19 protein-coding genes and 2 pseudogenes are annotated in these 24,868 nt (G+C 42.3%); 8 read left to right on the forward strand and 13 right to left on the reverse strand.

The window, feature by feature from the left end; all coding sequences use genetic code 11:
* Positions 1-209: 209 nt before the first annotated feature.
* Entirely contained in the window at positions 210-653 is a 444-nt protein-coding gene (locus DP116_RS10880; protein ID WP_169155204.1) for a C6orf136 family protein, read from the reverse strand.
* Between the two features lie 17 nt (positions 654-670).
* On the opposite strand from DP116_RS10880, the gene DP116_RS10885 reads away from it, so the two are divergent.
* Entirely contained in the window at positions 671-820 is a 150-nt protein-coding gene (locus DP116_RS10885) for a hypothetical protein (protein ID WP_169155205.1), read from the forward strand.
* Here DP116_RS10885 and DP116_RS10890 read toward each other — a convergent pair.
* The 3 genes from DP116_RS10890 to DP116_RS10900 form a co-directional block, all read right to left on the reverse strand.
* Positions 817-1,704 (reverse strand): phosphotransferase family protein, encoded by an 888-nt coding sequence (locus DP116_RS10890; protein WP_339381431.1) that lies wholly within the window; start codon positions 1,702-1,704, stop codon positions 817-819. The genes DP116_RS10885 and DP116_RS10890 overlap by 4 nt on opposite strands.
* A gap of 176 nt (positions 1,705-1,880) precedes the next feature.
* Positions 1,881-3,035, reverse strand: coding sequence for a glycoside hydrolase family 10-like protein (locus DP116_RS10895; protein ID WP_169155207.1), 1,155 nt, complete (start codon positions 3,033-3,035; stop codon positions 1,881-1,883).
* 7 nt (positions 3,036-3,042) lie between these two features.
* On the reverse strand, positions 3,043-3,855 hold the full coding sequence (locus DP116_RS10900; RefSeq protein ID WP_169155208.1) for a DUF1206 domain-containing protein: 813 nt from the start codon (positions 3,853-3,855) through the stop codon (positions 3,043-3,045).
* 209 nt (positions 3,856-4,064) lie between these two features.
* Between DP116_RS10900 and DP116_RS10905 the strand changes: the two genes are divergently transcribed.
* On the forward strand, positions 4,065-4,931 hold the full coding sequence (locus tag DP116_RS10905; RefSeq protein WP_169155209.1) for an alpha/beta fold hydrolase: 867 nt from the start codon (positions 4,065-4,067) through the stop codon (positions 4,929-4,931).
* Between the two features lie 72 nt (positions 4,932-5,003).
* Here the strand turns inward: DP116_RS10905 and DP116_RS10910 are convergent, their stop codons facing one another.
* From DP116_RS10910 to DP116_RS10930, 5 genes are all read right to left on the reverse strand, one after another.
* Positions 5,004-7,193, reverse strand: a complete 2,190-nt coding sequence (locus tag DP116_RS10910) for a caspase family protein (RefSeq protein ID WP_169155210.1) — start codon at positions 7,191-7,193, stop codon at positions 5,004-5,006.
* Between the two features lie 105 nt (positions 7,194-7,298).
* Positions 7,299-8,486: a sulfate adenylyltransferase gene (gene sat, locus DP116_RS10915; protein WP_169155211.1), complete on the reverse strand. Its 1,188-nt coding sequence runs from the start codon at positions 8,484-8,486 to the stop codon at positions 7,299-7,301.
* A 619-nt stretch (positions 8,487-9,105) separates the two neighbouring features.
* Positions 9,106-9,885, reverse strand: a complete 780-nt coding sequence (locus DP116_RS10920; RefSeq protein ID WP_169155212.1) for an FHA domain-containing protein — start codon at positions 9,883-9,885, stop codon at positions 9,106-9,108.
* Between the two features lie 351 nt (positions 9,886-10,236).
* Entirely contained in the window at positions 10,237-13,209 is a 2,973-nt protein-coding gene (locus DP116_RS10925; RefSeq protein WP_169155213.1) for a glycerol-3-phosphate acyltransferase, read from the reverse strand.
* A 302-nt stretch (positions 13,210-13,511) separates the two neighbouring features.
* Positions 13,512-13,652: a hypothetical protein gene (locus tag DP116_RS10930; protein WP_041039318.1), complete on the reverse strand. Its 141-nt coding sequence runs from the start codon at positions 13,650-13,652 to the stop codon at positions 13,512-13,514.
* A 406-nt stretch (positions 13,653-14,058) separates the two neighbouring features.
* Here DP116_RS10930 and DP116_RS10935 point away from each other — a divergent pair, with 406 nt between their 5' ends.
* From DP116_RS10935 to DP116_RS10955, 5 genes are all read left to right on the forward strand, one after another.
* A complete protein-coding gene (locus tag DP116_RS10935; protein WP_169155214.1) occupies positions 14,059-15,030 on the forward strand; it encodes a GDSL-type esterase/lipase family protein in 972 nt (323 codons plus the stop codon).
* A 155-nt stretch (positions 15,031-15,185) separates the two neighbouring features.
* Positions 15,186-15,881 carry a pentapeptide repeat-containing protein gene (locus DP116_RS10940; protein ID WP_169155215.1) on the forward strand — a complete coding sequence of 232 codons (696 nt, stop codon included), beginning with the start codon at positions 15,186-15,188 and terminating at the stop codon, positions 15,879-15,881.
* A gap of 352 nt (positions 15,882-16,233) precedes the next feature.
* A complete protein-coding gene (locus DP116_RS10945; RefSeq protein ID WP_169155216.1) occupies positions 16,234-17,817 on the forward strand; it encodes an FAD-dependent oxidoreductase in 1,584 nt (527 codons plus the stop codon).
* A 171-nt stretch (positions 17,818-17,988) separates the two neighbouring features.
* Entirely contained in the window at positions 17,989-19,278 is a 1,290-nt protein-coding gene (locus tag DP116_RS10950) for an RNA-guided endonuclease InsQ/TnpB family protein (RefSeq protein WP_169155217.1), read from the forward strand.
* A 68-nt stretch (positions 19,279-19,346) separates the two neighbouring features.
* Entirely contained in the window at positions 19,347-20,222 is an 876-nt protein-coding gene (locus DP116_RS10955; RefSeq protein ID WP_169155218.1) for an SMP-30/gluconolactonase/LRE family protein, read from the forward strand.
* A gap of 93 nt (positions 20,223-20,315) precedes the next feature.
* On the opposite strand, the gene DP116_RS10960 is transcribed toward DP116_RS10955, so the two are convergent.
* Complete coding sequence (locus DP116_RS10960; protein WP_169155219.1) at positions 20,316-20,480, reverse strand: hypothetical protein; 165 nt, start codon at positions 20,478-20,480, stop codon at positions 20,316-20,318.
* 1,024 nt (positions 20,481-21,504) lie between these two features.
* On the opposite strand from DP116_RS10960, the gene DP116_RS10965 reads away from it, so the two are divergent.
* Entirely contained in the window at positions 21,505-21,687 is a 183-nt protein-coding gene (locus tag DP116_RS10965; protein ID WP_169155220.1) for a hypothetical protein, read from the forward strand.
* Positions 21,688-21,794: 107 nt separating this feature from the next.
* On the opposite strand, the pseudogene DP116_RS10970 reads toward DP116_RS10965, so the two are convergent.
* From DP116_RS10970 to DP116_RS10980, 3 genes and pseudogenes are all read right to left on the reverse strand, one after another.
* Positions 21,795-21,962: pseudogene (locus DP116_RS10970) on the reverse strand (hypothetical protein); the annotation flags it as partial.
* Between the two features lie 32 nt (positions 21,963-21,994).
* Positions 21,995-22,429, reverse strand: a pseudogene (locus DP116_RS10975) (AAA family ATPase); the annotation flags it as partial.
* Positions 22,430-22,461: 32 nt separating this feature from the next.
* The gene (locus DP116_RS10980; protein WP_169155222.1) at positions 22,462-23,850 is read right to left on the reverse strand and encodes a 3' terminal RNA ribose 2'-O-methyltransferase Hen1; all 1,389 of its coding nucleotides are present in this window, start codon (positions 23,848-23,850) and stop codon (positions 22,462-22,464) included.
* Positions 23,851-24,868 lie beyond the last annotated feature (1,018 nt).

The following is a 24,868-nucleotide window of genomic DNA, read 5'->3' on the forward strand; positions in this document are numbered from 1 at the left end:
GATTATGGTGGGGGCGAGGAGCCGAATTAATCAATTCAAAAAAAGAGTTATTATTTTGATAGCGCAGCGTGCCCGTAGGGCATACTTTGAATTCAAAAAAGGTCAATAGATAACTGAAACCACTACTATAGCAATCCTAAATCATTACCAGTCGCGACAATTCGACGTAGGAATTGCATCCTTCTTTGTAGGTTGCCTAAAGGGCATATTTAAAATTTTGAATTGCTGATGTCTCCTCCTTTGCGGAAGAACTGCTGCAGAATTTCTCCTGGCTTGCGATCCCAGGTATCAATATGCTCGTAAATTAAACCCTCTTTATTAAGTTTGTAAGTTGAGTAGCCATTGAAAAACACTCCAGCTTTCCAAGGAACGCGCAAAACGCCCCTGACTGTCCACTTCGCCAAAATTATGTCTTCGGCTGACTGATAGACTTCGTGTAAATCAAAGTAGATTGTCGTAAAAAATAATCGAGCGTGAAATCGCAAAGTCCAAAAGATAATGCGATAGTTCAATTTTCCTTTAAATTTATTGACTGGGTCTTGAAAGTAAATATCTTGCGTGTAGATGTCGTAAGAAATATCCTTTTGAAAAAGTGTTGGTAAATCGTTTTTAAGAGTTTCAATATCTTTTTCCACCTGCAATTGATATTCCATGCGATCGCTCCGAAAAAATGAGTTTTGTTGCTGTTCAAGTCATCTGTATGCCCCTATGGAAAAAACTTTCTCCCCCTGCAACGCCTGCTTTGGGAGCATTACAAGCGTGTCATTCGTTTCTAGACACAAGGGTGGATATGCCCATTGGCTATGGCGGGTTAATTTAGCGTGTACCTACAGGTTGAACCTCTCTCGCTAAACCAATATGTGCTAACGATAGTGAGATATCCTTATACTTTATCCCAGCGAAAGCCCACTGAAGCTCAAGTGTTCCCACCCAGAAGCGTGCCCGGTCGATAACTTCCGGTAACATTGGATAGTCGCTTTCCATACGTCGCACAATTCCTTCACCGTAATTTCCGAGTTGCACAGCAATATCGCAAGCTGGGTCGCCTAAACCAGCAGTACCAAAATCGATAACACCACTAATGCTTTCTGACACAGAGTCAAACAGGATATGATACACAGCCTTATCGCCATCAATAAGTACGGGCGTGTAACTCAGGTCAAGTTCGCCTGTAATTACGGGCGCAAACAATTCATGTATCCAAGTTTGCTGATGACGCCACAAGTGTGGAAAAAGAGTTTCCTGAACTTGCTCGTACAACTCCAACCAATCTTCACGGGAACGCGCAGCACCAGAGGAAGGCACCTCAGCATTAACTAAAACTTCATTTGGGATGCTGTGCAATTGTTGGTGAAATCTGGCTAGTTGGGAGATGATACGCGCTTGTGATGCTTCACTCAGCTTCAGCAGAGTGTTACGCGAAAGCGGTTCACCTTTAATAAATCTGTAGCTGACAAAGCCAACTTCTTGGTGTTCAAAGTGTGGAACCCGCAAATCAACATAGTTTCGCACCACTTCCAACACCATTACTTCATGGGAAAGAACCTCTTTTCCCCAGTCATCTTTAGCAAAGCGACATACAAGGTCATGATTAACAACTACCAACACGTTAACCATGCCATCTTGATTAAAGTCCAGATGCTCAAAAGATATATTAGGGTAGACAGCACGAATTTTTTCGAGATACTCAGAAGGAATATTCACAGTAACTCCTAATGTCATTACAACAAACAATGAGAATTAGTCGGACATTTAGCCCGATTGCAGCGACTTAACTAATTTGCGTGTTTGTTGTATCAACGTATCACTGTGATTTAACTCCCTAGAACATCGCTACAGATAAGTCTATCGCCATTTTACTACTGGCTGCTGCTTCTTGATTAAAAAAGATTTTTTAAAAACCTCAGTAACCGCTGCCCAATAGATAATGATATTTTCTTGCTTACTCTACCTTGATTCAAATCTTCTAGAGAAGGAAATGCAGCAGATTGAGCATAAGGACTTTTTCGCAACACCTCAGCTAAGGCGTTGTTTTCTTCTCGCAAACCTTCGTAGAAAAAGAAAACTTCCCCAGAAATCCCACAAGTACGGTTATACTCAATAGCTTGCAACAGGTCCTCTGAACTTATCCGGTAAGAACCAACTTTCATCAGAATTCCTGGTGCTAACTTCGAGAGAGTAGAATCCGTAAATTGCTCGTTTACTAATTTATCAATAATACTTTTATAAGTGAAGAAATCACGGCGATAGATTTGGGGATGGATAATATCTACCAGCCCTCGTTGCAACCAAGTAGGAGAGTCTTGCAGGTATTCTTTATATGCCCAGTCATGAATATTCGGAGTTATTGATATTAACAGGTTAGAATTAATCGCTTTGACTTCTTGATAGAGGCGGGCAAGAAATTCAGTGAGAATATCAGCACGCCACTGCAACCAGCTTCCATCCTTAAAGTTTTTTGGTGGATCCTCACCAAACTGCTGACGATAGCGTTCCAGAGTTCCCCTGTCATAACCACCTTCACTGGGCAATGCAGGCAAGCGGTCATCACCTTGGATGCCATCTACATCGTAATTTTTTACGACTTCCAATATTATATTTAACATGAAACTTTGAACTTCTGAATCAAGGGCATTCAGCCACTCAAAGCCATTTTTTTTCAGCAAGTTACCCTCACAATCACGGGCAGCCCATTCAGGTTTTTTTGCCAGCAGTTGTCCACCATTTAAATTGTAGGAACTGGCGAATCCATATTCAAACCAAGGAATGATTTTTAACCCAACTCGCCGCGCCTCTGTAACGACTTCCGCCAAGGGATCGCGTCCTACAAACTGTGGATTGATTTCTGTATCAAAGGTTTGACGCATCAATTGACTTGGATACATTGTCGCCCCCTGATTCCAGACAACAGGGAAGACAACATTAAATCCTGTCTGGGCGAGGAAATCCATAGCTGACGCAATGTTTTCTCGGGAATGGAAAACTTTGCTATCTGTTGTAGTTAGCCAGACACCGCGTATTTCTACTCTTGCCATGCACTTTTCAACGTGTGACTACCTGACGATACCGTGCCTGAATCACCATGTAAACACCATAGGCAATTAAACCCAGCGCCACGATACCCAAAAGCCAAGGACCTAATGGTTGTTGTGCTAGCGTCTGTAACACCTCACCTAAACCTCCTGCTTGACTAGCGTCAGACTGAGTTGCTGCTTGAATCAAAAACCAGCCAGTAATACAGAAGACTATCCCTCGGGCTACTAAACCAAATCTAGAAATACCCATTACCAACTTGCGTTCTGAATCGTCCAATTCATTCAAGTTTAAGTTTCTCCGAAACTGACTACTAAAGGCTTGATAAAACTGGTAGAAACCCAAACCAATAACAAACGCCCCCGCAGCACCAACTAACCATTGACCAAAGGGTTGAGAAAGTAATCTTGCTGTCCAATCTTGTCTAGAGTTACTGTTACCACTGTTAGAACCAAGAATAATTTGCACAGCACTCAAAGCAATACCAGCATAGATCAAACCATTGATGACATAACCAACTCGCTGTACCAAACCTTTAGCATCTGTGCCTTTATTTTCTGGATCGTTTATTGCCTGTACAAAACGAAGAATTACGTATCCAATGAGTCCAATTGCCACTAAAGCTAGTAGAAACTCTCCAAATGGCTGATTGACAATTTCCCGGAGAGCGCCTTTAGTATCAGTGATTTTACCACCACTGCTAAATGCCGCCTGCGCTGCCAATAGTCCAACGATCGCGTAAACTATTCCTTTAGATATATAACCAAATCTAGCTAGTCTTTCAATCCATAAAGAATGATGATGTATTAGTTGCTGTGTCATAAGACTTGGATTTCATCATGGCTAAGTATTTAGCAGATTTTATCCCAAACATACATCTACCAAAAGAGGAATTATCAATTCTTAAATTAAGAATGGTTGAAGACTCATTTTATTTTCAAGTTTTTATTTCATATGGATAATTTTCAGATATTAGTTATTATTAATACTTGTATTGAGAGTCCCCTTATCTAACTAGAAGAGTATAAATTATGTCTGTACTAGAAGGTTCATGGCAGCACAAGTATATCACTGCAAACGGCGTTAGATTGCATTACGTTACTCAAGGGAATGGTCCTCTGATGGTAATGTTGCATGGATTTCCTGAGTTTTGGTACTCGTGGCGGCATCAAATACCAGAATTTGCCCGAAATTTTAAAGTTGTTGCCCTTGACTTGCGTGGCTATAACGATAGCGAAAAGCCTAAGAATCAGTCAGCTTATGTGATGGATGAATTTGTCAGAGATGTTGAGGGTCTTATTAAGGGATTGGGATACGAAAAATGTATTTTGGTGGGACATGATTGGGGTGGTGCGATCGCCTGGAATTTCGCTTACTCTCATCCCCAAATGGTAGAGCGTTTAATTGTACTTAATCTGCCTCATCCCGCTAAATTTGCCGAAGGCTTACGCACTCCTCAACAGTTGCTACGTAGCTGGTATATGTTCTTTTTTCAATTACCAGGAATACCGGAATTCCTCATACAATCTTTGGATTATCAACTCATTGAAACTGCTTTTCAAGGTATGGCAGTTAACAAAAGCGCTTTCACGCAAGCGGATATCAACGCTTACAAAGATGCTGCAGCCAAACGTGGTGCCCTGACAGCAATGTTGAACTATTACCGCAACATTTTTCAACAGAGAATAGTTAATCAAAATTGGGGCGTTTTGTCAGTACCAACGTTGATGATTTGGGGAGAAAACGATACTGCCCTTGGCAAGGAATTAACCTACGGCACTCAAGCTTACGTGAAAGATCTTCAAATCAAATATATTCCTAACTGTAGTCATTGGGTACAGCAGGAACAGCCTCAGTTAGTCAATCAGTACATACGAGAGTTTTTGGGAGAAAATTAGTTCATAGAACTAAACTCAACTCTGTCAGGCAGACGAAGAAATTAATGCTAGCCTGAAAGCTAGCAATTTTTGTCAAACCACCTGATAAACAAAACTAAGGCTTGCCCAATGATTCACATCCAACACATAGGAATCAGTCGCTGTAGTGTTCATATCCTTGACTGCACTGGCATTATGCAAATCTTGTAAAACAGCTTGTGCGACTTCTAGGGGGTTTCTCAAGGGCTGAATGCGGTGTTGTTCTGCTTGGGGATACTTAGCAGCTTCTAAAGCAGCAAGGGACAGGGTAAAAGGTGCAGTACTAAAAATAAGTTGGGTTTCACTTAAGGAAGTTGGTGCTTGCACAACCCATTCAAAACCTGAAGTCGTTTGTGGTACTGTCAAAGTCTCCCCTGGGGAGACGACTATATCTTTGAGAAGTAGTTTGACTTGCGATGAGTCTGGTTGAGTATCCTTGTACCAGGGAAGCAGGGCGATCGCAGTTCTACTGCTATTTAATGCTAGTAGCATCAGATAAACAGGGCGATCGCTCTTGTTTTCCACTCGATACTGTATCTTACTGCCAAGGCTGACAGTGGGAATATCACCAAGTTCAGGATTGAATGACTTCTTGTTTGATGTTTCAGTGCTTTGAGTTCGCACAGTTTCTCGTTGTATGAGGGAACGAGGTGTTAGAGGGCTGATTACCTCTAATGTTGCCCTAATCCCCAAGCGAGAAGATCCTGTATTTTCTGTTAGTCCCCATAATTTTGCCGCCAGTAAAGTTCCTAATTTTGGTTTTAACCGCTGTGCAGCCACCTTCACTGCATCTCCTGCTTCTCCAGCAGTGTTTGGAATCAACTCACCACCAACAGAAAATAAACCGTAAGGACTGGGAGAAACGGTTGTAGAGTTTGTCGCTGCTACATCTTTGTTGTTCGCTTCAGGTACTCTCCCAAACACATAATCTGCTGGTTGTTCTCCGGTGACTACAGTTAATAAATGGGTGGCGGTTGCAAAAGCACTTGTTGCATCTACTCGTTCAATTCTTTCGAGTCCATTCAAGGCGATTGTTAAACCAATATTTCGGGGTATCACTCGCACAGTTTCCTGAACAAGTTGTCCGACTTGGGGAGAAGTTGTACCATCAGAACTAAAAATTTGCGCTTTTGCTGTTAACCCAACACGCGATTTCAAAACCAGCTGTATATTCGATCCTTCTTTTGTAATGAGCGTGAGTCGTGAATTGACTCCGTAGTATTCTAGTACTTGTGCAGGTAATCCTCCCAGCCACAGTAAAATTGTTTTCCCATCATCCTCAACTCCTGTAACCACTCCTTCTGCACAAGTGCTGTCTGGGAGCAAAATATCTCCAATCGGTGTACGAGAAAGCTGATTTTTGCTATCTAGCAATAAACCTGGCTGCTGTTTGGTACCACCCAACTGCTGAATAGAACCTCCCACATGAGACAAACAGACTCGAATTGTTGTTGCTGGTGTGGCTTCCCATAAGTACTGAGTTAAGGCATAGGTAAATAATCCAGCACTAAAACCAGACAACTGTCCCTCCCTTGCCAATTCCTTGGGGGTAGAGGTTGCGCAAAGCACAATCACTGACTCTTCACTAGAGACTTTTTCTTGTAGCTGTTTTTGCAACTCAAGTTCTTCTGGTAACAGGATAGCTTGTTCTGGTTCTGGGAGGGCGCGAATTCGCAGGTTTGTTGGTAAAGAGTTGGAGTTGGTGTAGTAGCTTGTATCTAACACTGCTGCTACATGGTTTGTGGCAAGCGATCGCAACATGAGCAACAGTGTTTCTTCTAATAAATAGTTGACTTTTTTACTTTCTTGTACATCTGTCTCATTAAATAGAACAAGAGCGTTTTGCTCTGTTTCTTGCATTTCCAATTTGACACGAGTGCCATAGCCACTATAGTGGAAGAAAACGACATCATCAGGTTTAGCTTGCTTAACCAGATGCTCGAAAAAAGTCGTCTCAATGGCTTTTCTTGTGGCTTGTTCATTAGTTAACGAGATAATATCAGACGGATGGAAACCAAAGCGGTGAATCAAAAGTTCCCTTTGTAGTTCCACATCAGTTAGACAACCGCTCAAAGCTGGAGATTGTGGGTACTGATTGATGCCAACTAATAAAGCCAACTTACGCGGTGCAGATTGTGCAAAAGCTTGATAGTTGCTGCTCAAGAATGTCAACCACCCAGTTTCAATCGCACTCAACACTGCGAATATAGAGCCAAAACTTTGTAAAAACGTTCGCCGCTTCATAAGTTAAATTAATAATCAGCCCTCAGTCTATCAGGTATAGCTTAAAGGGCTGAGGTCTGGGTGTAAAGCAACCTTTTACACTTTACTATCTGCCTTTTGTGTGCTTTAAATCTCGTAAGTATGAACTGCTACTCGCATTGCCCGTGCCAATTCTGCCGCCACCTCTGGACGAGAAAATTCTGGTGGAGGTAACTCGCCTCGGCGCAGCATTTCCCGCACTTTTGTTCCTGAAAGATGAATGCGCTCTTCTGGAAGACAAGGACTTGTTTTATCTGTCGCCATTTGCTGGGTACACGTGCAGTAAAAGGCGTGTTCAAACATCATCGGTACAATGCCCAGTTCTTCAGGCTTAAACTCATAAAAGATGTGCTGAGCATCATAAGTGCCGTAGTAATTCCCTACGCCAGCATGATCCCGCCCGACGATAAAGTGAGTGCAACCGTAGTTCTTGCGAATCAAAGCATGGAAAATTGCCTCCCGAGGACCAGCATAACGCATAGCCGAGGGATTAATTGCTAAAAGGACGCGGTTACGTGGGTAGTATTTTTCCATCAAAATTTCGTAACAGCGCATTCGCACATCTGCGGGAATGTCATCTTCTTTCGTCGCCCCAACCAATGGGTGCAAAAATAGACCATCCACAATTTCTAGGGCGCACTTTTGGATATATTCATGAGCGCGGTGGATCGGATTGCGAGTTTGGAACCCAACAATAGTTTTCCAGCCCAGTTCCTGAAACACCTGCCGAGACTCGACGGGATCAACTTGGTATTTTGGAAACAGAGGATGAGGCTCGCGTTCTAATAACCACACATCACCTGCTAAATTTACAGAACCTTGATTATAAACCACCTGTACACCAGGATGCTTTGAATCATTGGTTCGATAAACATGAACCGCTTCACGAGTCTTGTCGTAGTGATATTTTTGTGTTAGCTCTAATACGCCGATATATTGACCAGCGGGATTATCCAAGCGGACTAAATCACCTTCTTTTAAAGAGGCGGCGACTTGCTCACCAACCGAAAGTGTAACAGGAATTGACCAAACAGTACCGTTGGCGAGCCGCATTTGAGCAACAACGCCGTTATAATCCTCCTGGTTCAGAAAACCAGTTAGTGGACTAAAACCACCAATTGCAATCATTTGCAAATCTGATACTGCTCGTTCATCAAGTTGAACTCGCGGTAGAAAGTCGGCTTTTGAGAGAAATACTTGTTTTTGCTCAGGTGTAGCGATGCGATTCACCAATTGCCCACCGTGAGGGGCTATGCCATCGTAATGATAACTCAAGGCTGTCCTTTGTTTGCGATAACTACATTTTTTCTTAATCTATGTATTAACTTATCATTTTCCGTTTCGCAGATTCTTAAAAAAGTTTCTGAAATTGGTGTACTATTTTATTTAGATCAGCTTATTAGCGGCATACGTAAAAAATAGGGAACAGAGAACAGGGAACAGAGAACAGGGAACAGAGAACAGGGAACAGGGAACAGGGAACAGGGAACAGGGAACAGGGAACAGGGAACTCTTAACGCTTAACTCTTAACAGACAACTATTAACGCTTAACTCTTAATAGAGAAGAAGGAAGAAAAGTGTACCTAGCTGAGAAAAAATTTTTGGAGGAGTCCTAGTTGAGACTCAGAAGTAGCAAGGAAATTTTGATGAGCGTTAAGCGAAGCTCTACCGAAGGTAATCGCTTCTCCCTATTCTGACTAAAAGAGAGTCAATCCCATATCATTTTTTGAGACCACTGCTGTCGGATGTAAAGGCGATTCGATAAACTATATTATTATGGTTAGCAAAAATGTTTATCGCAGACAGAGAAATAATTTTATGTATTGACGAAACGGCACTTTCCAAAAAAGGGAAGTTTACAGATTATGTTGCACGTCAATAACTATTTCTCTATTAATTCTTTCGCAAACTAAAGTTCAAAAATTTCCCAGACGTAAATAGTTGACATCCAACGACTAACAAAGCACAGGATGCGAGGATAGCCAAAAGAGATGCTGGTACAAAGGCATTGCCATTAAAAAACATGACTGTAATTCCTAATGCCATCAAAGACCATGCTAAATGACGGAATGCATGACGACAGATAAGGACTACAACCCCTACTGCACATGAAAGTACACCTGGAATGCGCACAGAATCAGCAATCTGAGTATTCGCTAAAATAAAAATTCCTGCTATCATCAATACCAAGCCAATGAGCTTAGTAAAAATCTCCATTCGAGATTGGTTTGTGTTCGCAACCAATTCAACCTGAATCACTGTGGGTGAATGATTCAGCATGGTATTATCAGAGTGAGTTGCTAATTCTTGTTCTTGTTTCTGTAGAAAGATAAATGTGAGCTTACCCCCATGACCTAGGTCTATCTTATCTCCAAACTTAAGTGGATAGCGCTTTGTTGGCTCTAGCTTGATATTATTGAGATATGTACCATTGACGCTGCCAACATCAACGAGATAGTAAGTACTTTTTTCGACATGAATCTCTGCATGGAGTCGAGAAGCAAAATTGGCATTTGGTAAGCCTGCAACATTAATCTCAGGCATAGTCTGATCTTTGGGCTTGCCAATGCGAATAACAGAAAAATTTTGCGCCAACTCAAGAGGAGTGTCGGTTTGAACATGAAAAAGTTCTAAACTCAGCTCTGTTGTCTGTGATCTGCCTGGGTTTTGCATGCCTTATCTTTAGGGAGCAATTTTTCAATCAATTACAATTACCTTGTTTGGTCGTTAAGATGCGTCAGGTGATAACTCTCGATTTATTGTCTTAATTTTAATACTTATATGAACTGTACAATATTATATTCGCTCAGGAACACTCTGCCGTCTTGTAGACGATAGATTCATAACAATTTTTTAAGAACCACTGTAGAAAACGGGAATAATTTACACTTTCTAGCACCACATTAAATAAATTTAATATGGCAAAAGTCCCTGCCTTAGGCGGCTGCAGTGTCAATTTTCCACTAGCAATCTCAAATAGGTGAGAACCAATTCTTTCGCCAAGTCATTCAGGGGAGATAAACCTTATTGTAGTCTTAAGTCGTCGGATATTTCCACAATACCTCTATACCCATCAATCCGCACTTTCTGACCATCTTGCAATAATGACATAGCATTTGTCACATCCATGATAGCAGGAATACCATACTCGCGAGCAATGATTGCCCCGTGGGAAAGTCGTCCACCCGCTTCAGCAATCAACCCTCCAGCCCTAACGAGTAGAGGTGCCCAACCGGAATCTGTATAAGGTACAACCAGGATGACGTCTCGGTCAATATCCGCAACACTCTGTAAATTCCGCAACACCTTAATCCGTCCTTCTGCTTGTCCAGGGCTGGCAGGAATGCCTTGTAAAACACGGTTAGGAGAAGGAATTGCAGTTTGCAAAGAAAATGGGGGAGGATTATTGCCGTAAACTAAAAGGGGTACTGGATTTCGCTGATTATCTTGTGCAAATTGTGTGCGCCTCAGTTGTACTAAACCCTGCAACTGTTGGATAAAAGCAGGTTCAAAACTTTCAGCAAGACGCCGTACTTCCTCAAACTCTAAGAAAAAGATATCTCCTGGTTGTTTAAGTAAGCCCGACTTTAACCAAACCTGTTCCAACGCTACAAAACACCAGCGCAACTCAGCTAAAAGTCGAGAATATACCTCTGTGACTCGCCCTTTAAGATGCACACGCTTTTGGACAAACCCTCTCTTCTTTTTCCTTCTACACTTTTGGTGTTTAAGCGGTTCATTTGTCTGCATAAACTGTACAAACAACTGCTTAACCGCCTCTGATTCTTCTTTCCAAGTGGGAACAGCAATATCAGTTCCCACTTCGCTCAAATAACCGTAACACTCAAGCAATTTGTCGAACTTGTTTACAATTTCTTGCCCTCCGGGGGTTCGTCTTAACTGCTCAAACACTTTATCTGGGTTAAACTCAGGTAAGATCTGCCTAGCATTTATGGCTAAATCTTGAATGGCTCGCAACGCCGCTACCTCTGGCGTCCGACTGTTATCAAGATCCCCATCCTTCACCCGAAATATCGCTTGTCGCAACGCCGCACTCAACGGAGCTAATATACTGTAGTACGTTGCACGACGAAGTAACTCCAGAATAAAGTTAATTCTTGCCAACAGCCTTGCTGGATCGAAGTTTTCTACGGGTTCCTTAGCTAACTGAGACAAAGCCGGAACAAACCGCTTGCGATTATCCCTGTTGAAATCCAGTGTGAGAGAAAACTCCCGCAACAGCAAACGCACTAAACCAGGAAAATTCCGCAACGTGCTTTCTATAGGAGGCTGACTCATTTTTGCTCCCCTAGTTAAAAACTCCAAGCTTTCAGGGGGTAAACCCATGCGGCGGAAAATTTCTCCTATTAGGGTGGCATTAAAGTAAGATATAGAATAGTGTAATGTCGCTGTTTGGTTAAAATCCAACCCGACAGAGCGTTCACCCAACACCAAAGCAAAAATTTCTCCCCAGACGCCACAAGTTAAAGGACGATTAATCGACCAAGTTAATGGGTGAATCAGTCCAGGAATCACCTCCGCAGCAATTTTGCGCGTCCATATAGGTAGTAAGGTGGTTATGGGTCGAGTTTGCAATGTCCAAAGAGTTTGACCATCGTATGTCCACTCAATATCTTGAGGAATACCGTGGTAACGTTCTTCCAGATGTCGAGATAGATATGCGACTTGCTTGATTAATATTGGTGGTACATTTCCCTCACCCTCTAATTGAATAGAAGTGAAATTATCTGTCTCAACTACATAAGCGCGATACTGTTCAGGCGTTACTCGTCCAGAAACGACACCCGTGGCGTTTCCTGGCAAAGCTTCAATGATGATCGCATCTCCTTGTTTGGTAATGGGATCACGAGTAAAAGCAACGCCAGAATAGACACCTTGGACTTGTTGTTGAATCAACACCGCCATTGCATCAAAGGCGGCGCGTTCACCCGTATTTTGCCCAAAGTCCGTCTGCGACTTTGCTGCGTTCTTCTGGAATGGAGAATCCTGTTTTGAAACAACAGGCTTGGTAACAGTGCGATCGCGTCGATACTGTATTGCCCGTTCACTATTGTATGAGGCTCGACAGCGGGCGATCGCATCTCGCAACTCCTGTTTACTCGTCACATTCAAAACCGTTTCATACTGTCCTGCAGCGGAAGCAAGTTCTGTATCCTCTCCAATTGCTGAAGAACGTACCACAAACGGTAATAAATCTGAAGGTTGAAGCATTTCTATCAACGGTTCAGGGTTCTGGTACGGACCAATGATCCATCCCTTTGGAACTGGATAACCCCATCGTTTGACTTCGGCTAATCGAGCTGCCTTTTGTCCCACAAAAGCCGCCTCCAACTCATCATCTAAAGTGAGAATGCTTTGATTCCCGCGAAAAAATTTAAACGCTGCTTGTGAGTCGCTTTGTGCGTCTTCAACAGGAAGATTCAAATCATCAGGAATTTGTTTGTAAATCCAGCCAAGTAACCCAGCAAGAGCAGCCGCAGCCAAGATTCTTGCTGGGGCTTCAGGATGCAAGAGGGCTACAATTGCAGGAAATAGAACTAAAATTCCAAATTTTGCCAATTGCCTAGAGCGCACAACGGTAAAACTTACGCTGGCAAGCAATAACACAAAGATTGCCGCAAGTGGATCATGTACGCTAAATCCCCACACAGCGTTAGTCGTGCCAGCTCCTTTACCCGCCAAGAATCTACCTAATACTAAGCCAATCAGAGCAATCAATTCCCAAGCTGAACCCTCTCCAAAGAAAATACGAGCCAGCAAGACTGCAGCAATACCTTTGATCGCTTCTGAAAAAACAGCCAGAATTCCAACCAGTGTACCGCCGTGGTAAAAAGCAGATGAAACACTAATATTGCCTGTACCAATTTGTGCTAACTGCCGCCCTGTTGTAGCTTGAGTGAGCCAAGCTATGATTGGTAGCGCACCTAACAGCGGGCAGACAATGAAAACGACTACAATACCCCAAAGTTCTAACATTTTTGCTTTTGGATTTTAGATGTGTTTTCAATCTAAAATCTCAAACCTTAAATTTAATAATTATTTTTCTTCGTCATTACACCATAATGGTACACACTTGGCTGTGATGGAAATCGTCTTTGCCAATGTCTTTTACCACTTGCTCAATTAAACTTTCTCTGCTTTTGACTATTTAATATGATTTATAGTTCCAGTCATACCTGAGCAGAGCATTTACGCCCATACAGAAGCGCAAAATGATACTCAGGATGACTTGTTATGATACATCTAGCTCCCTGAAGTTGGGAGTTCCATTATGTAATTTAGTGAACTGCGTAGGCTGCTTGCAGTGCCCAAATGATCAGCGCCAAAATTGACCCTAGAAGCAGCACGGAAGAGATGGTGACTACTTTTGGGGAATCAGCGCCCTCAAACTTCATAATTCCTCGGTTTAAGTCGGACATAGCTTTGTAATCCTCCTTCTGTTACAGTGCTAACTTGCCCGTTTCGATTCTAGTCCTTATGTATGCATCTGATGCAAAGTTTATATTACAATTTTGTTTAAGCTTCGCAACAGTTTCATCGTTATAAATACTTATATTAATAGAGACATGGTCTTGTTTTAGACATTTTGATTACTGAATTCCTCACAGAAAATTGAATAAGTTAGAACGTGACAATTGTCAATTTTTTCAAAAAAACTACTGATAGCAGTTTGTATTTGGTTGCAATACACGCTCGAATTAAGTGAATAGGCATGAGCAATGCCCACCCTACAGCAGTACCAAGCCAGCGTTGTGTAGGAACATCTCCATTGACTGGCATTACGAGTGTAAAATATACGGAACTTAGAACAAACGGACTTAACAAGTGAAAGTGGTGCTGGTTATCAGTTTAGTCGTCGTGATCGGATTGTTTGTGATCATAGAGTTGGGATTAAGATTGCTGTTCGGGTTTGGCAATCCTCTAACATACATTCGGGATGAACAGATTGGTTATCTGTTAAGTCCTAACCAACGCACCCGTCGCTTTGGTCATCGTATTACAATTAATCAGTATTCGATGCGGAGTGAACCCATCGCCCAGACGCCTTCACCATCTACCCTGAGGGTGCTACTTTTAGGAGATTCTATTGCTAACGGTGGTTGGTGGACAGACCAAGATAATACAATTTCTAGTTTAATATCGCGCTTGTTAACTTCAGCAGTGAGTAGTAATTCTCAACAAGTAGAAGTGCTAAATGCTTCAGCCAACTCTTGGGGACCAAGAAATGAATTAGCCTATTTGGAAAAGTTTGGTAGTTTTGATGCTCAAGCACTTGTGCTACTCATTAACACCGATGATTTGTTTGCTACCGCTCCCACATCTTTACCCGTAGGATGCGATCGCAATTACCCCGACAAGAAACCACCTTTAGCATTAGCAGAAATCTTCCAACGTTATATATTCAAGCCAACCCCAATACCAGGAATAGAAGCAGTACAAAATGAAGGGGGCGATAGAGTTGGTTTTAATCTAGAGGCGATTGGCAAAATCCAAGCACTTGCGCTTCAAACCAATACTCAATTTCTTCTCGTCATGACTCCCTTACTCCGAGAAATTGGTGAACCTGGACCCCGCGATTACGAAGTTATAGCACGTAACCGCCTGAGTGAATTTTGTCAAGCCCAACAAATCACTTATTTAGATTTTTTACCAATATTTAACTCAAATCAAGACCCCAAAGCCTTGTATCAAGACCACATCCACCTTAACTTGCAGGGAAATCAGTTGGTGAGTGAGGTGATTTCGCGATCTGCGCTCTGCGCAGCAGCGTTTGCGCAGCGCCCCCTTAGGGGCTAGCTATCGCTACTTGAGTTACTGGGGCAAAAATAACTAATACTTTACAATTTACAATTTTTTGTAAAGAAATAAAAACAACGAAAGATAGATATGACGCCAAGTAAATATCTCGTAAAGTTAAGGAGGAGTGTATCTACGTCGGTCAAAGTTGCCCAATGGTTAAAGAATCTTTCCAAGAACTTCTGAACTTGAGCCAGCGCGTTGACGAAGCACAAACTCATAACTTGTCTGCTGAAAACTTTGCAGGAGAAGACCTTAGAGAGGCAAACCTTAGCGGTACCAACCTATTCAATGCTAACCTTAGTGGGGCAAATCTCAATAATGCCAAGCTTGACACTACTAATCTTAGTACTGCCAACCTTGCTAGTTCTGACCTCAGTGGTGCAAATCTCAGTGGCGCAAATCTCAACTTTGCTAACCTCAGTGATGCAAACCTCAGTGGTGCAAATCTCAGTGGTGCAAACCTCAGTGGTGCAAACCTCAGCTTTGCCAACCTCAGTAAAGCTGACCTGAATGGTGCAGATCTTAGTGGTGCGAACCTCAGACGTGCAGATCTCAAAAATAGCGATCTCAAAAACGTGAACTTGAGCCTAGCCAATCTCGACAGTGCCAACCTCAAAGGTGCTAATCTCAATGATGCCTATCTTGGCGGTATTCAGCTCACTGGTGCGAATCTCACTGGTGCGAATCTCACTGGTGCGAACCTCAACGTTTCTAACCTCAACGGTGCTAACCTCAGTAATGCTGACCTCCGCAGCGCCAACCTCAGCAACGCTTCTTTAAAGCTTACTAACCTCTATGGTGCCAAAATTAACGATTCAACGAAATTTGATGATCAGAGTTTAGATTGATACTCTCCGGGAAGCTACGGAGGTTCTTAAGATATCGGTTTATCGCTAAGATGAAGCAGTTCACTACGTACCCGGGCGTGGTGATGTATCATTACGTTGTTTCGGGCGTTTCAACTCATTGTCAAGAAAGGATTACTAGAATAAAATCATACAAAATATTGCGATAGCTGAAACAAAACAGTAGTCGCAATTATTACTCAGCTTTCACACTTGTTAGCTGTAGTGCTGACGTCCAGTCATTTAAACAGTACTTGTAAAGGAACTGATTCATTTCTGGAATAACAAGAAGTAATATTGTTGACTTTATCTAGAAAATCAAATCTTACAAAATTGAGGGTTAAGCAGAAAACCTATGCCTGAGGTTAAAGTTCCTACCATAACTAGCACGTATGACATTATTTGCTTCGGCGACGAAGTTCCTGGTATTCTAGCTCTAGTATGTGCGGCACGCGAATACAACCGTCAAAAAAATCAATATCCACGGACTTTGCTACTGTTGAAAGGAAATTCTAAATTAGGGCTTGGCGGTCATTTAGTACGTGGTGGATTGTCTTATCTTGACCGTTCTGTAGTTCCTGCTGCTATTCGTCAATCACGTAATTTGGACACTTTTGGTGATCCAGCGGCTATTTACAAGGAATTTTTGAAACGAGCTGGTGTAGCGTTTATTGCTCTCGATCCGGTTAAAGCTGATAGCGCTTTGCGAGCAATGTTGCAAGAGGTACGTGCAGATATTATTAGCGATATTGAAATTAAGTCCGTAATCAAAGAGGGACAGAAAATCACTGCTATTGAACTGACTAAAGGTGAAACCTATGCGGGCAAACAGTTTATTGACTGCACTGTGAATGCAGAGTTGGCGCAAGCGGCTGGAGTGAAAAAACTTAAGGGGTTTGAAACTTTTGGCTTACCTGACTCCGAACTAGCAGTGACTTTAGTCTTTGAAACTCAGGGGTTGAGTATTGAAAAACTCAAAAATGTAGAGTTTCAATATCTCAAACGCTTCACCAATAAAGCAGATACTGAAGCTCAAAAATGGTTAAATGTTGCCGCAGGAGGAGATCCAGCAAGAGCAGACGAGCTGAGAAAAGACCTGGTTGATTCCGCAGGCAAGCTGAAAACGATGTATGCAGGTCAAGATTACATCGACGTTCGCTCTAAAGCTCTCTCCATAGCTTACCATGCTTTCAGGGGTACTCCTGTTTCCCTACAGTCTAGTGGTACCATGCTTGACAACGGAAATATAGCAATTCTGTCTCAGGGAAGGTTATCTTGGAATGCACTGTTATATAAAGTTAATGCTGACCAAGCAGAAGCTTTAACACGCGCCAAATCCAAGCCAACATCAGACATGCTGCGTGAGATGGTATTTGTGAGAAAGTGGTTTGAAAGCATTGGCGCGAGTCAGGTGAAGTCTGTAGAAGAACTTTATATTCGTCATGCTGGTAATATTACAGGGGCAGTTGATCCTCTGAGTGGATCTGAGATGCTTGCAGGTGGTGTACCACAAAGTGAAGCTTTAGGAACTTTTGGGTACCATTTTGATATTCGTGGCGGTATCAATGGCTTAGATGAAAGGGCTGCTGGTAAAGGTTTTAACGATTTTGCATTTCTGAATCCGCCCTTGTTCAACATTGGTATTCGGCACGCCCTGGTTAAAAATGTACCCAACTTGGCTGTTATTAGTCCCGGTTCTGGATTTGTTGGCTATGCTTCTTCTGCTGGGAGAATTGTGGAATTCAACTGTGGTGTTGGGCAGGGAGTTGGAATTGCAGCAGGAATTGCGATCGCTCAAGGGCGTAACCTCGCTGAAATCTCTAACGCACAAGTGCGAACCATCTTGGCACAAACAGGAAAGCTATCTCAAATTTATGGTACGGACAATCCACTACTAGCAAGTAAGCTAGGCAGTTTTGAAAATCAAATGATTGCTTGAGCTTGCTCGCAATACCATATAGTAATCATAAAAAACCTCGCGAGAGCTTGGAACGAGCGTGGCTTTTAGCCCTGGGAGGAAAAGCGACACAGTGGGCTTTAGCTCACAGTCTCTGTTGTTGACTGGGTTATACTTTCGCTGTAAACTAGCGTCTCTAGCGAAATTTGTTTTATGTACCTGACGCAAAAGAACCAAATCAGAGAACTGAATAAGCCTGAATTTGTTGCTCTGCGCGAATTGTGCCGACTGAGTAAGAACCTCTACAATGTAGGTTTGTACACTGTGCGGCAATACTTTTTTCAGGAGCGTAAGCACTTGCGTTACGAGTCTGCATACCATTTGTGTAAGGTCAATGAGAACTATAAGCTTCTCAATACAGACATTGCACAGCAAACATTGAAGGTCGTAGACAGGACTTTTAAAAGCTTTTACGGATTGATAAGTGCGGTTAAGAATGGGAGTTATCAACAAAAAGTGAAGCTTCCCAACTACCTGTCCAAAGATGGATACTTCTTGCTGATAATTCCCAGAATTGTTGTCAAGGATGGGAAATTTCGAGTTCCAATGTCTAATGCTTTTAGAAAGCAGTATGGCGAAGTTTGGATTCCATTTCCCAAAAGACTTAACATCAATCAAATCAAGGAAGTAAGGATTCACCCAAAATATAATGCTAGATATTTTGAGGTTGAATTTATCAGCGAAGTAGAACCCGAGCCCGTAGAAGTTAAAAGTGATCGTGCTATTAGCATCGATTTGGGAGTTGATAATCTCGCTGCTTGTGTTGATACCAATGGGGCATCCTTTCTTGTGGATGGGAAACCAATTAAATCTATTAACCAGTGGTTCAACAAGCGTAACGCCCAACTGCAATCTATTAAAGATAAGCAGAATATTAATGGCATTACGAATCAACAAGTGAAACTCACGAGCCTTCGCAATAACCAAGTCCGAGATTACCTGAACAAGACAGCACGATTTATCGTGAACCACTGCATCACTAACGGTATTGCTAACTTGATTGTTGGGTACAACCCCGGCATCAAGCAAGAAATAAATATTGGTGGACGCAATAACCAAAACTTTGTCCAGATACCTTTTCACAGTTTGCGTTCTAAGTTGAAGGCGATGTGTGAAAGGTACGGGTTGAACTATCAAGAGCAAGAGGAATCTTACACCTCTAAAGCAAGCGCAATTGATGGTGATGAAATCCCTGTTTATGCCGACAATCCGAAAGAATACCAATTTTCTGGGATACGAATTAAACGCGGATTGTACAGAACAAAGGATGGACATTTGGTTAATGCGGATCTGAATGGTTCACTAAATATTGGTAGAAAAAGTAAGCACGATGGTTTTACCGGAGTGTCTAGGGCTGCGTTGACCCAGCCTAGAAGGATTAATCTTCTTAAATTGGAGAAGTGGAGAGCGACGGCACATACCGAGTTCGGAACAACTTCTTAGAATCTCCGTGGCTTTAGCCCGGAGAGTGTCAATTGAAAAGCACTGTAACTCAAAGAGCATTTTTGACAATGAGTCATACACAAGAAACTGGAATTCCAGGTGTGTTAGCAAAAAACACCAAAATCACTAAACTTGCCGATGGAATGTCCTTCTGCGAAGGTCCAGTTTGGGATAAAAAACATCATCGGCTCATTTTTAGTGACACTGGTGCAGATGAACATAGATGCTGGAGTGATGCTCAAGGGTTACAGACTTTTCGCAAGCCTAGCTATCAGCCAAACGGAAATGTTTTTGATTTGCAAGGCAGGCTTTTGACTTGCGAACACGAATCGAGAGCGATTAGCATGACCAACATAGATGGTCAGCGAACAATAGTGGTGGATAATTATGCAGGCAAGCACTTCAATTCACCAAATGACTTGGAAGTAAAATCTGATCAGACAATTTGGTTTAGCGATCCAACCTACGGTCTTGGTAACAGAACCAAGGAGATGGATTTTCAGGGCGTTTTTCGTTTCGACCCCAAAGCAAATAAGCTGACATTAATTGCTGATGATTTGAGTATGCCAAATGGCATCGCTTTTTCTCCGGATGAAAAGAAGCTTTATGTTGGAGATTCAGCAGAGGATAAGCGACAAATACGCGCATTCACGGTGAACCCAGACGGAACGGTTTCCGGTGGCGAAGTGCTATGCACGACTGAGAACCCAATTTGGGGTCCAGACGGAGTTGACGTAGATGCAAATGGAAATATCTACACAGGTTGTGGTGATGGCGTAAATATTTTTTCTCCAGCAGGTTTGCTGCTAGGCAAGATATTAACTGAGGCTCCAATCTCAAACTTTGCCTTTGGCGGAAATGATGGCAAAATGCTGTTTATGACTAGTGAACACGCTTTATATCGAGTTAATTTGCTAGTAGCAGGTGCTGTCAAACGATGGTGATTTCGGTAGAAAGTAAGGAAATTTACCTTCATTAAGTGCTATTACTGTTTTTTGCTTTTCTTACAGTTGATAGCCTTTTTTAATTCGTAGAATTCACGTTGTTGTACGGAGTGTGCTGTTATCTAATCCTACACCATACTTCAAGATAATTCCGGAAAAATCTATACATGAGTACTGAATTGCTCTCCTAGTCGTTACGGTTCGGTTTTTGTTGATAGTGCTAGTTTCATGCGATCGCACCTCTTGCTTATTTTGCATAGCCTAGCACTGCGGTTGTTGATTACGTTCACAGCGTCACGGCTTCGCTAGCTGAATGCCTGAATGTGCTACTGGGTAAGCGTTTCATCGGTGTCAAGAGGGTTACATTTAACCCTCTTGACCAATGTAGCGAAAAACGCGACCGACCATCTCTAAAGTGGCTCTGGATAAGCATTAGAGCAATGTGGCGACAAACGCCGACATCAAAACATTTTTATGTCGAGATCATAGTTTCAATCTCTTCGTGGGGTATTAGTAGGCGGAAAGTTTTTTAATGCTGGTAACAACTTCCATCTCATTACCCCAACGAAGAAGTCTGAATGGCTTGTTTCAATTTCCTTACGGCGAAGTAAATAATTTCAACTCTCTCTGTGTCCTCTGCGCCCACCGCGAACTTTGCGGGAGGAACATCCACACCGCAAATTCGCTCTCTGCGGTTTTTTTATCACTCAGATGCTACCGGATTTGATATAAAACGGAATGCCCATTTTAGTTTGGGGTGATTGCACTGAGGGGTGTCTCCCCTCGGTACGAATTCTGTTTACTCGCATATAAAAATTACATCAGGGTGCATGAGTCCAATTCATTAAGTGAAAGTCACTCTTTGTTTTGGTTTCTCGTATGAAAAAGCTAAGGTTCTTGAGTAATTACTTAAACGAGTAATTACTCAATCCACATCAACTGGAGTGCGGAAGGTGGGTTTCACAAGTTCGTAGCGTTATTGAGCCTCTTGAAGCTTTACCAGTAAGTGATTCAGTTCGTCACGGATTTATGAAATCCTGTACTAAGCCCCCTTTTTATATAACTCTGACGTGAGTTCGACGGTTAGAAAAAGGCAAAAAATTTGCCTGCACTACCTCCTGCCATTTTTTAGTTCCGTCGAACTCACGTTAACTCTGTTAGGGGGTCTTAACAAAACTAAACACCACTAACTGAACTGTATTGATTTTTATCAAAGTAAGGCAGGTTGCATAACTTGTCAAAAGCCACTGTATTTATCTTCAGAGGTTTTTGGAGCAAGTTTATGCGAATCTACTGGAAGCCGATTATTTGTGAGGTGATATTAGAAATTCTGCTAGAACTAGCCCCAGGAAGCTTTGACATGATGGCGACTATTAGCGAGTATTTGGTGGAATCGACTTGGGAAGCTAGCAGAACTTCAATTCAACTAGTTTTGGGAATGAATTCCCAAGTAGCTTTCCACTAATCTCTCTAAAAGGAGTAAGTGCCATCTGCTCCTCAAAACACTTACTTTACAAGACTTGCAGACAAATTTTGTTTTTCCCCAAAATGAGCTACTAACTACAAAATTTTTTACAATCTTGAATCTACAGGTTCGCTCTCCATCGCCAAAATCCCAAAAACGCACTCATGCACACGACGCAAAGGAACACGGTTAACAAATCGCTCCAAAGCCTCGACACCCAAAGCAAACTCCCGCATCGCCAAAGACCGCTTGACAGATAGTCCTCGTTGACGTAAATGTCAATTGTATTATTTAACCATTCTGCTTCTAAAACGGGTGTGTGACGGCGCACGACATGAGAACCAAATTGGCGGTTTGGTCGTTGTTGGTTACGTTGGTGACACAGTTGTTCTGGTAAATTGAGGGCGATTGCCTACGGCAGAGCTACGCTTAACGCCACTGAAAAACAATGATACTGCCGTGCTAATGCCACCAATGCTTTACGGTCTTCTGGCTGGACGTTAGTAGCATCTATGACTGTTAGTCTACCTGCTGCCAGTCGCTTGGCAGTAATATAGTGCAGCACATCAAACGCATCACCAGAAGCAGATTGATTATTTTCATCATCAGACACTAAGCCGCGACAAAAATCTGAAGATAAAATTTCAAACGGTGCAAAGTGATTGTGGGCAAATGTTGATTTCCCGGAACCGGAAGCACCGATGAGGACAACTAAGGAAAGTTCAGGAAAAGTTATTTTCATCTCACTTATAAAAACTTTTGTGATTATGTTGCTTAAATTTGATGGCTAAACACCCCCATCTGCGTCGGAGAACCTACTTCTGGATCTTCCTCTCCTATCGCTTGAAATTTCACAGCGTAGCCGAAGCGTTCTGCAACTTGTTTTGCCCAAGTTTGGAATTCTTGGCGTGTCCATTCAAAGCGGTGATCTCTATGTCGCAGTTTTCCAGCAGGTAACTTCTCAAATCTGACGTTGTATTCAATATTGGGTGTTGTTACAATCACAGTTTTGGGTTGAGCAAATTCAAACAACACGCGCTCAAAAACAGCAAAGCGCGGTAAGTCGAGATGTTCAATCACCTCAATAACTGTAGCAGCATCGTATCCTGTAAAACGTTTATCTTGGTAAGTGAGTGCGCCTTGAATGAGTTGTAGGCGTTCTAATTGGGTACGAGGTAAGTGCAGGCGATCTAATCTCTCTTGTGCGACTTCCAATGAACGGTAGGAAACATCAACACCAGTTACTTGCTCAAAAAAGCTATCTTTAACCAGAGTTCGTAATAAATTCCCTTGAGCACAACCTAAATCAATCACTCGTTTTGCGCCGCTTTCTTTTAAAGTAGTAACAACAGCATTTAACCGCTGCTGATTTAGACTAATGGGCTTTTCTACAGCTGCTTCTTCTTCTGCATGGTTTTCTTGGGTACTGTCTGGATCAAGTTCGTCTTCCTCTGCAAGTTGTGCTAAAGCAGTGCGAGTCAGACGATGTAGTCTTTTGAGGTAACGACGAGTAATTGCTTCCCGTGCTGGATGTTCAGTTAACCAACCCTCTCCATGACGCAACAGCTTTTCGATTTCTTCATCACCTACCCAATAGTGTTTATCGTCATCTAAGACGGGAATCAAAACGTACAGATGACTCAACAACTCAGCAAGGGGAAGGGTATGCTGCAGTTCTACAGTGTAGTACTGGCTTTGTCCCCAGTCAGGAAATGTCTCATCTAGAGCGTGATTTTGAGCAGTGACAGTGTAACCCAATGGTTCAAAAAGCTGTCGTAGAAATCCTTCACCACCTCGACAAGGTAAAACAGACAATTTCGCAACCAGAGGGACGGGAGTTTGTACCAATTCAGGTTTATCTTTACAACGCCCTGCAAGTGCAGTACTAAAAACTTGGGCGATCGCCACACTTAAAAATGAAGAAGCAACATAAGGGCGATCATTCACATATTGTTCTAAATTTGCACTACGTCCGCGCACTAACTTCACTGGATCAATATCCAAAAGTAGTGTCGCAGTGCATCGTTGCTCATTTGCTTCTGGATAGAAAATGTGCGCTTGTCCAAAGGAAAGAGGAAAAGACTGACAACGATCTGGGTGTTTATGCAGTAAGTACCCTAAATCTGTAGCTGGATAATATGTGGTTGTAATCGACAGTAGCATTCACAATAAACAGAGGTTTACTCTCGGTAGAATAATCATGACTACTGCTCAATAGCTCGTGATTACGGAAAAGATTTATTTAATGCTGCCATAGCACTTTTTACTTAATATTTCTTAACAGATTCTTTTGAAAATAAGAATATTTTGTTTGGCTGAATATTTGTGATACGCTAGCTTATTTTCCTGTTTGTCTTTCTATAACTTGTATATAGAATTAAACACTCTAGATCATTAGGGAGCATCTTGTGAATATCGACACTGATCGCGGTAGCGGCAGGTTTTTCCTGTAAAATTTCTGTTAATCTTGAACCTACACACCAAACTTTTTGTTAAGACTGCAAGTGAGGAGTGAAGTGTGTAGTTATGGTGAGGATTGTGATACTTTCTCTACACCCGTAAAGGCGCAATCCATTGTACCTCTAACCTTACACCTTACATTCTTTAAAGACGTTAATTTTCGTTTCATTGTGTAAATCCCGTTCATCGAAATCGAAAATTTGGGTCTGAAACCCCGTCCTTCTAGGACGGCTTTTACTGTTATAATTAGATAAGCCACAAAGCGCCATTATTGGTGGGTAAAACTCAAGCGTGGCGGGACGTTCTAGTTAAAAGGCTTTTAACTGAAATAGTTAAATCGGTGCTAAGCACTCTAGTTCCAGCCCCCACAAGCAGAAACAATTGAGCGCAAGTGTTGCAATAAACATACAAAAGTAGACCCAATGGTAAGTTTACGTCTTGCCGGAGGGAGTAGGGGCAATTGACACCGCCCAGTGAACTGCCACCGATTTCGAGTAACCGGATTGGTGAAGTGGTTGTTCCGAGCAATGGCTAACAATTGTTAGTTACCTCCTCTTAAAGAATCCTCATGCCTTTTGGCCCAGGAGTGTCAACAATACCCCACCTACACAGCAACTAGGTGGGGTTGGGAACTGTAACTTAAAATCTGTAAATATCTGGACATAACTTCCGGAATGGGTACATAATGAAGTGTAGTCCTTACAAGTTGCACTTGAAATGG

It is taken from the genome of Brasilonema bromeliae SPC951, assembly GCF_012912135.1.
In the GTDB taxonomy this organism is placed as follows: Bacteria; Cyanobacteriota; Cyanobacteriia; order Cyanobacteriales; family Nostocaceae; genus Brasilonema; species Brasilonema bromeliae.

What these genes read in the sequence shown, in the direction of transcription:
- DP116_RS10880 (WP_169155204.1), bottom strand. Translation starts at nt 653, where the DNA reads ATGGAATATCAATTGCAGGTGGAAAAAGATATTGAAACTCTTAAAAAC.
- DP116_RS10885 (WP_169155205.1), top strand. Translation starts at nt 671, where the DNA reads ATGAGTTTTGTTGCTGTTCAAGTCATCTGTATGCCCCTATGGAAAAAA.
- DP116_RS10895 (WP_169155207.1), bottom strand. Translation starts at nt 3,035, where the DNA reads ATGGCAAGAGTAGAAATACGCGGTGTCTGGCTAACTACAACAGATAGC.
- DP116_RS10900 (WP_169155208.1), bottom strand. Translation starts at nt 3,855, where the DNA reads ATGACACAGCAACTAATACATCATCATTCTTTATGGATTGAAAGACTA.
- DP116_RS10905 (WP_169155209.1), top strand. Translation starts at nt 4,065, where the DNA reads ATGTCTGTACTAGAAGGTTCATGGCAGCACAAGTATATCACTGCAAAC.
- DP116_RS10910 (WP_169155210.1), bottom strand. Translation starts at nt 7,193, where the DNA reads ATGAAGCGGCGAACGTTTTTACAAAGTTTTGGCTCTATATTCGCAGTG.
- DP116_RS10920 (WP_169155212.1), bottom strand. Translation starts at nt 9,885, where the DNA reads ATGCAAAACCCAGGCAGATCACAGACAACAGAGCTGAGTTTAGAACTT.
- DP116_RS10925 (WP_169155213.1), bottom strand. Translation starts at nt 13,209, where the DNA reads ATGTTAGAACTTTGGGGTATTGTAGTCGTTTTCATTGTCTGCCCGCTG.
- DP116_RS10930 (WP_041039318.1), bottom strand. Translation starts at nt 13,652, where the DNA reads ATGTCCGACTTAAACCGAGGAATTATGAAGTTTGAGGGCGCTGATTCC.
- DP116_RS10940 (WP_169155215.1), top strand. Translation starts at nt 15,186, where the DNA reads ATGGTTAAAGAATCTTTCCAAGAACTTCTGAACTTGAGCCAGCGCGTT.
- DP116_RS10945 (WP_169155216.1), top strand. Translation starts at nt 16,234, where the DNA reads ATGCCTGAGGTTAAAGTTCCTACCATAACTAGCACGTATGACATTATT.
- DP116_RS10950 (WP_169155217.1), top strand. Translation starts at nt 17,989, where the DNA reads ATGTACCTGACGCAAAAGAACCAAATCAGAGAACTGAATAAGCCTGAA.
- DP116_RS10955 (WP_169155218.1), top strand. Translation starts at nt 19,347, where the DNA reads ATGAGTCATACACAAGAAACTGGAATTCCAGGTGTGTTAGCAAAAAAC.
- DP116_RS10960 (WP_169155219.1), bottom strand. Translation starts at nt 20,480, where the DNA reads ATGCAAAATAAGCAAGAGGTGCGATCGCATGAAACTAGCACTATCAAC.
- DP116_RS10965 (WP_169155220.1), top strand. Translation starts at nt 21,505, where the DNA reads ATGCGAATCTACTGGAAGCCGATTATTTGTGAGGTGATATTAGAAATT.
- DP116_RS10980 (WP_169155222.1), bottom strand. Translation starts at nt 23,850, where the DNA reads ATGCTACTGTCGATTACAACCACATATTATCCAGCTACAGATTTAGGG.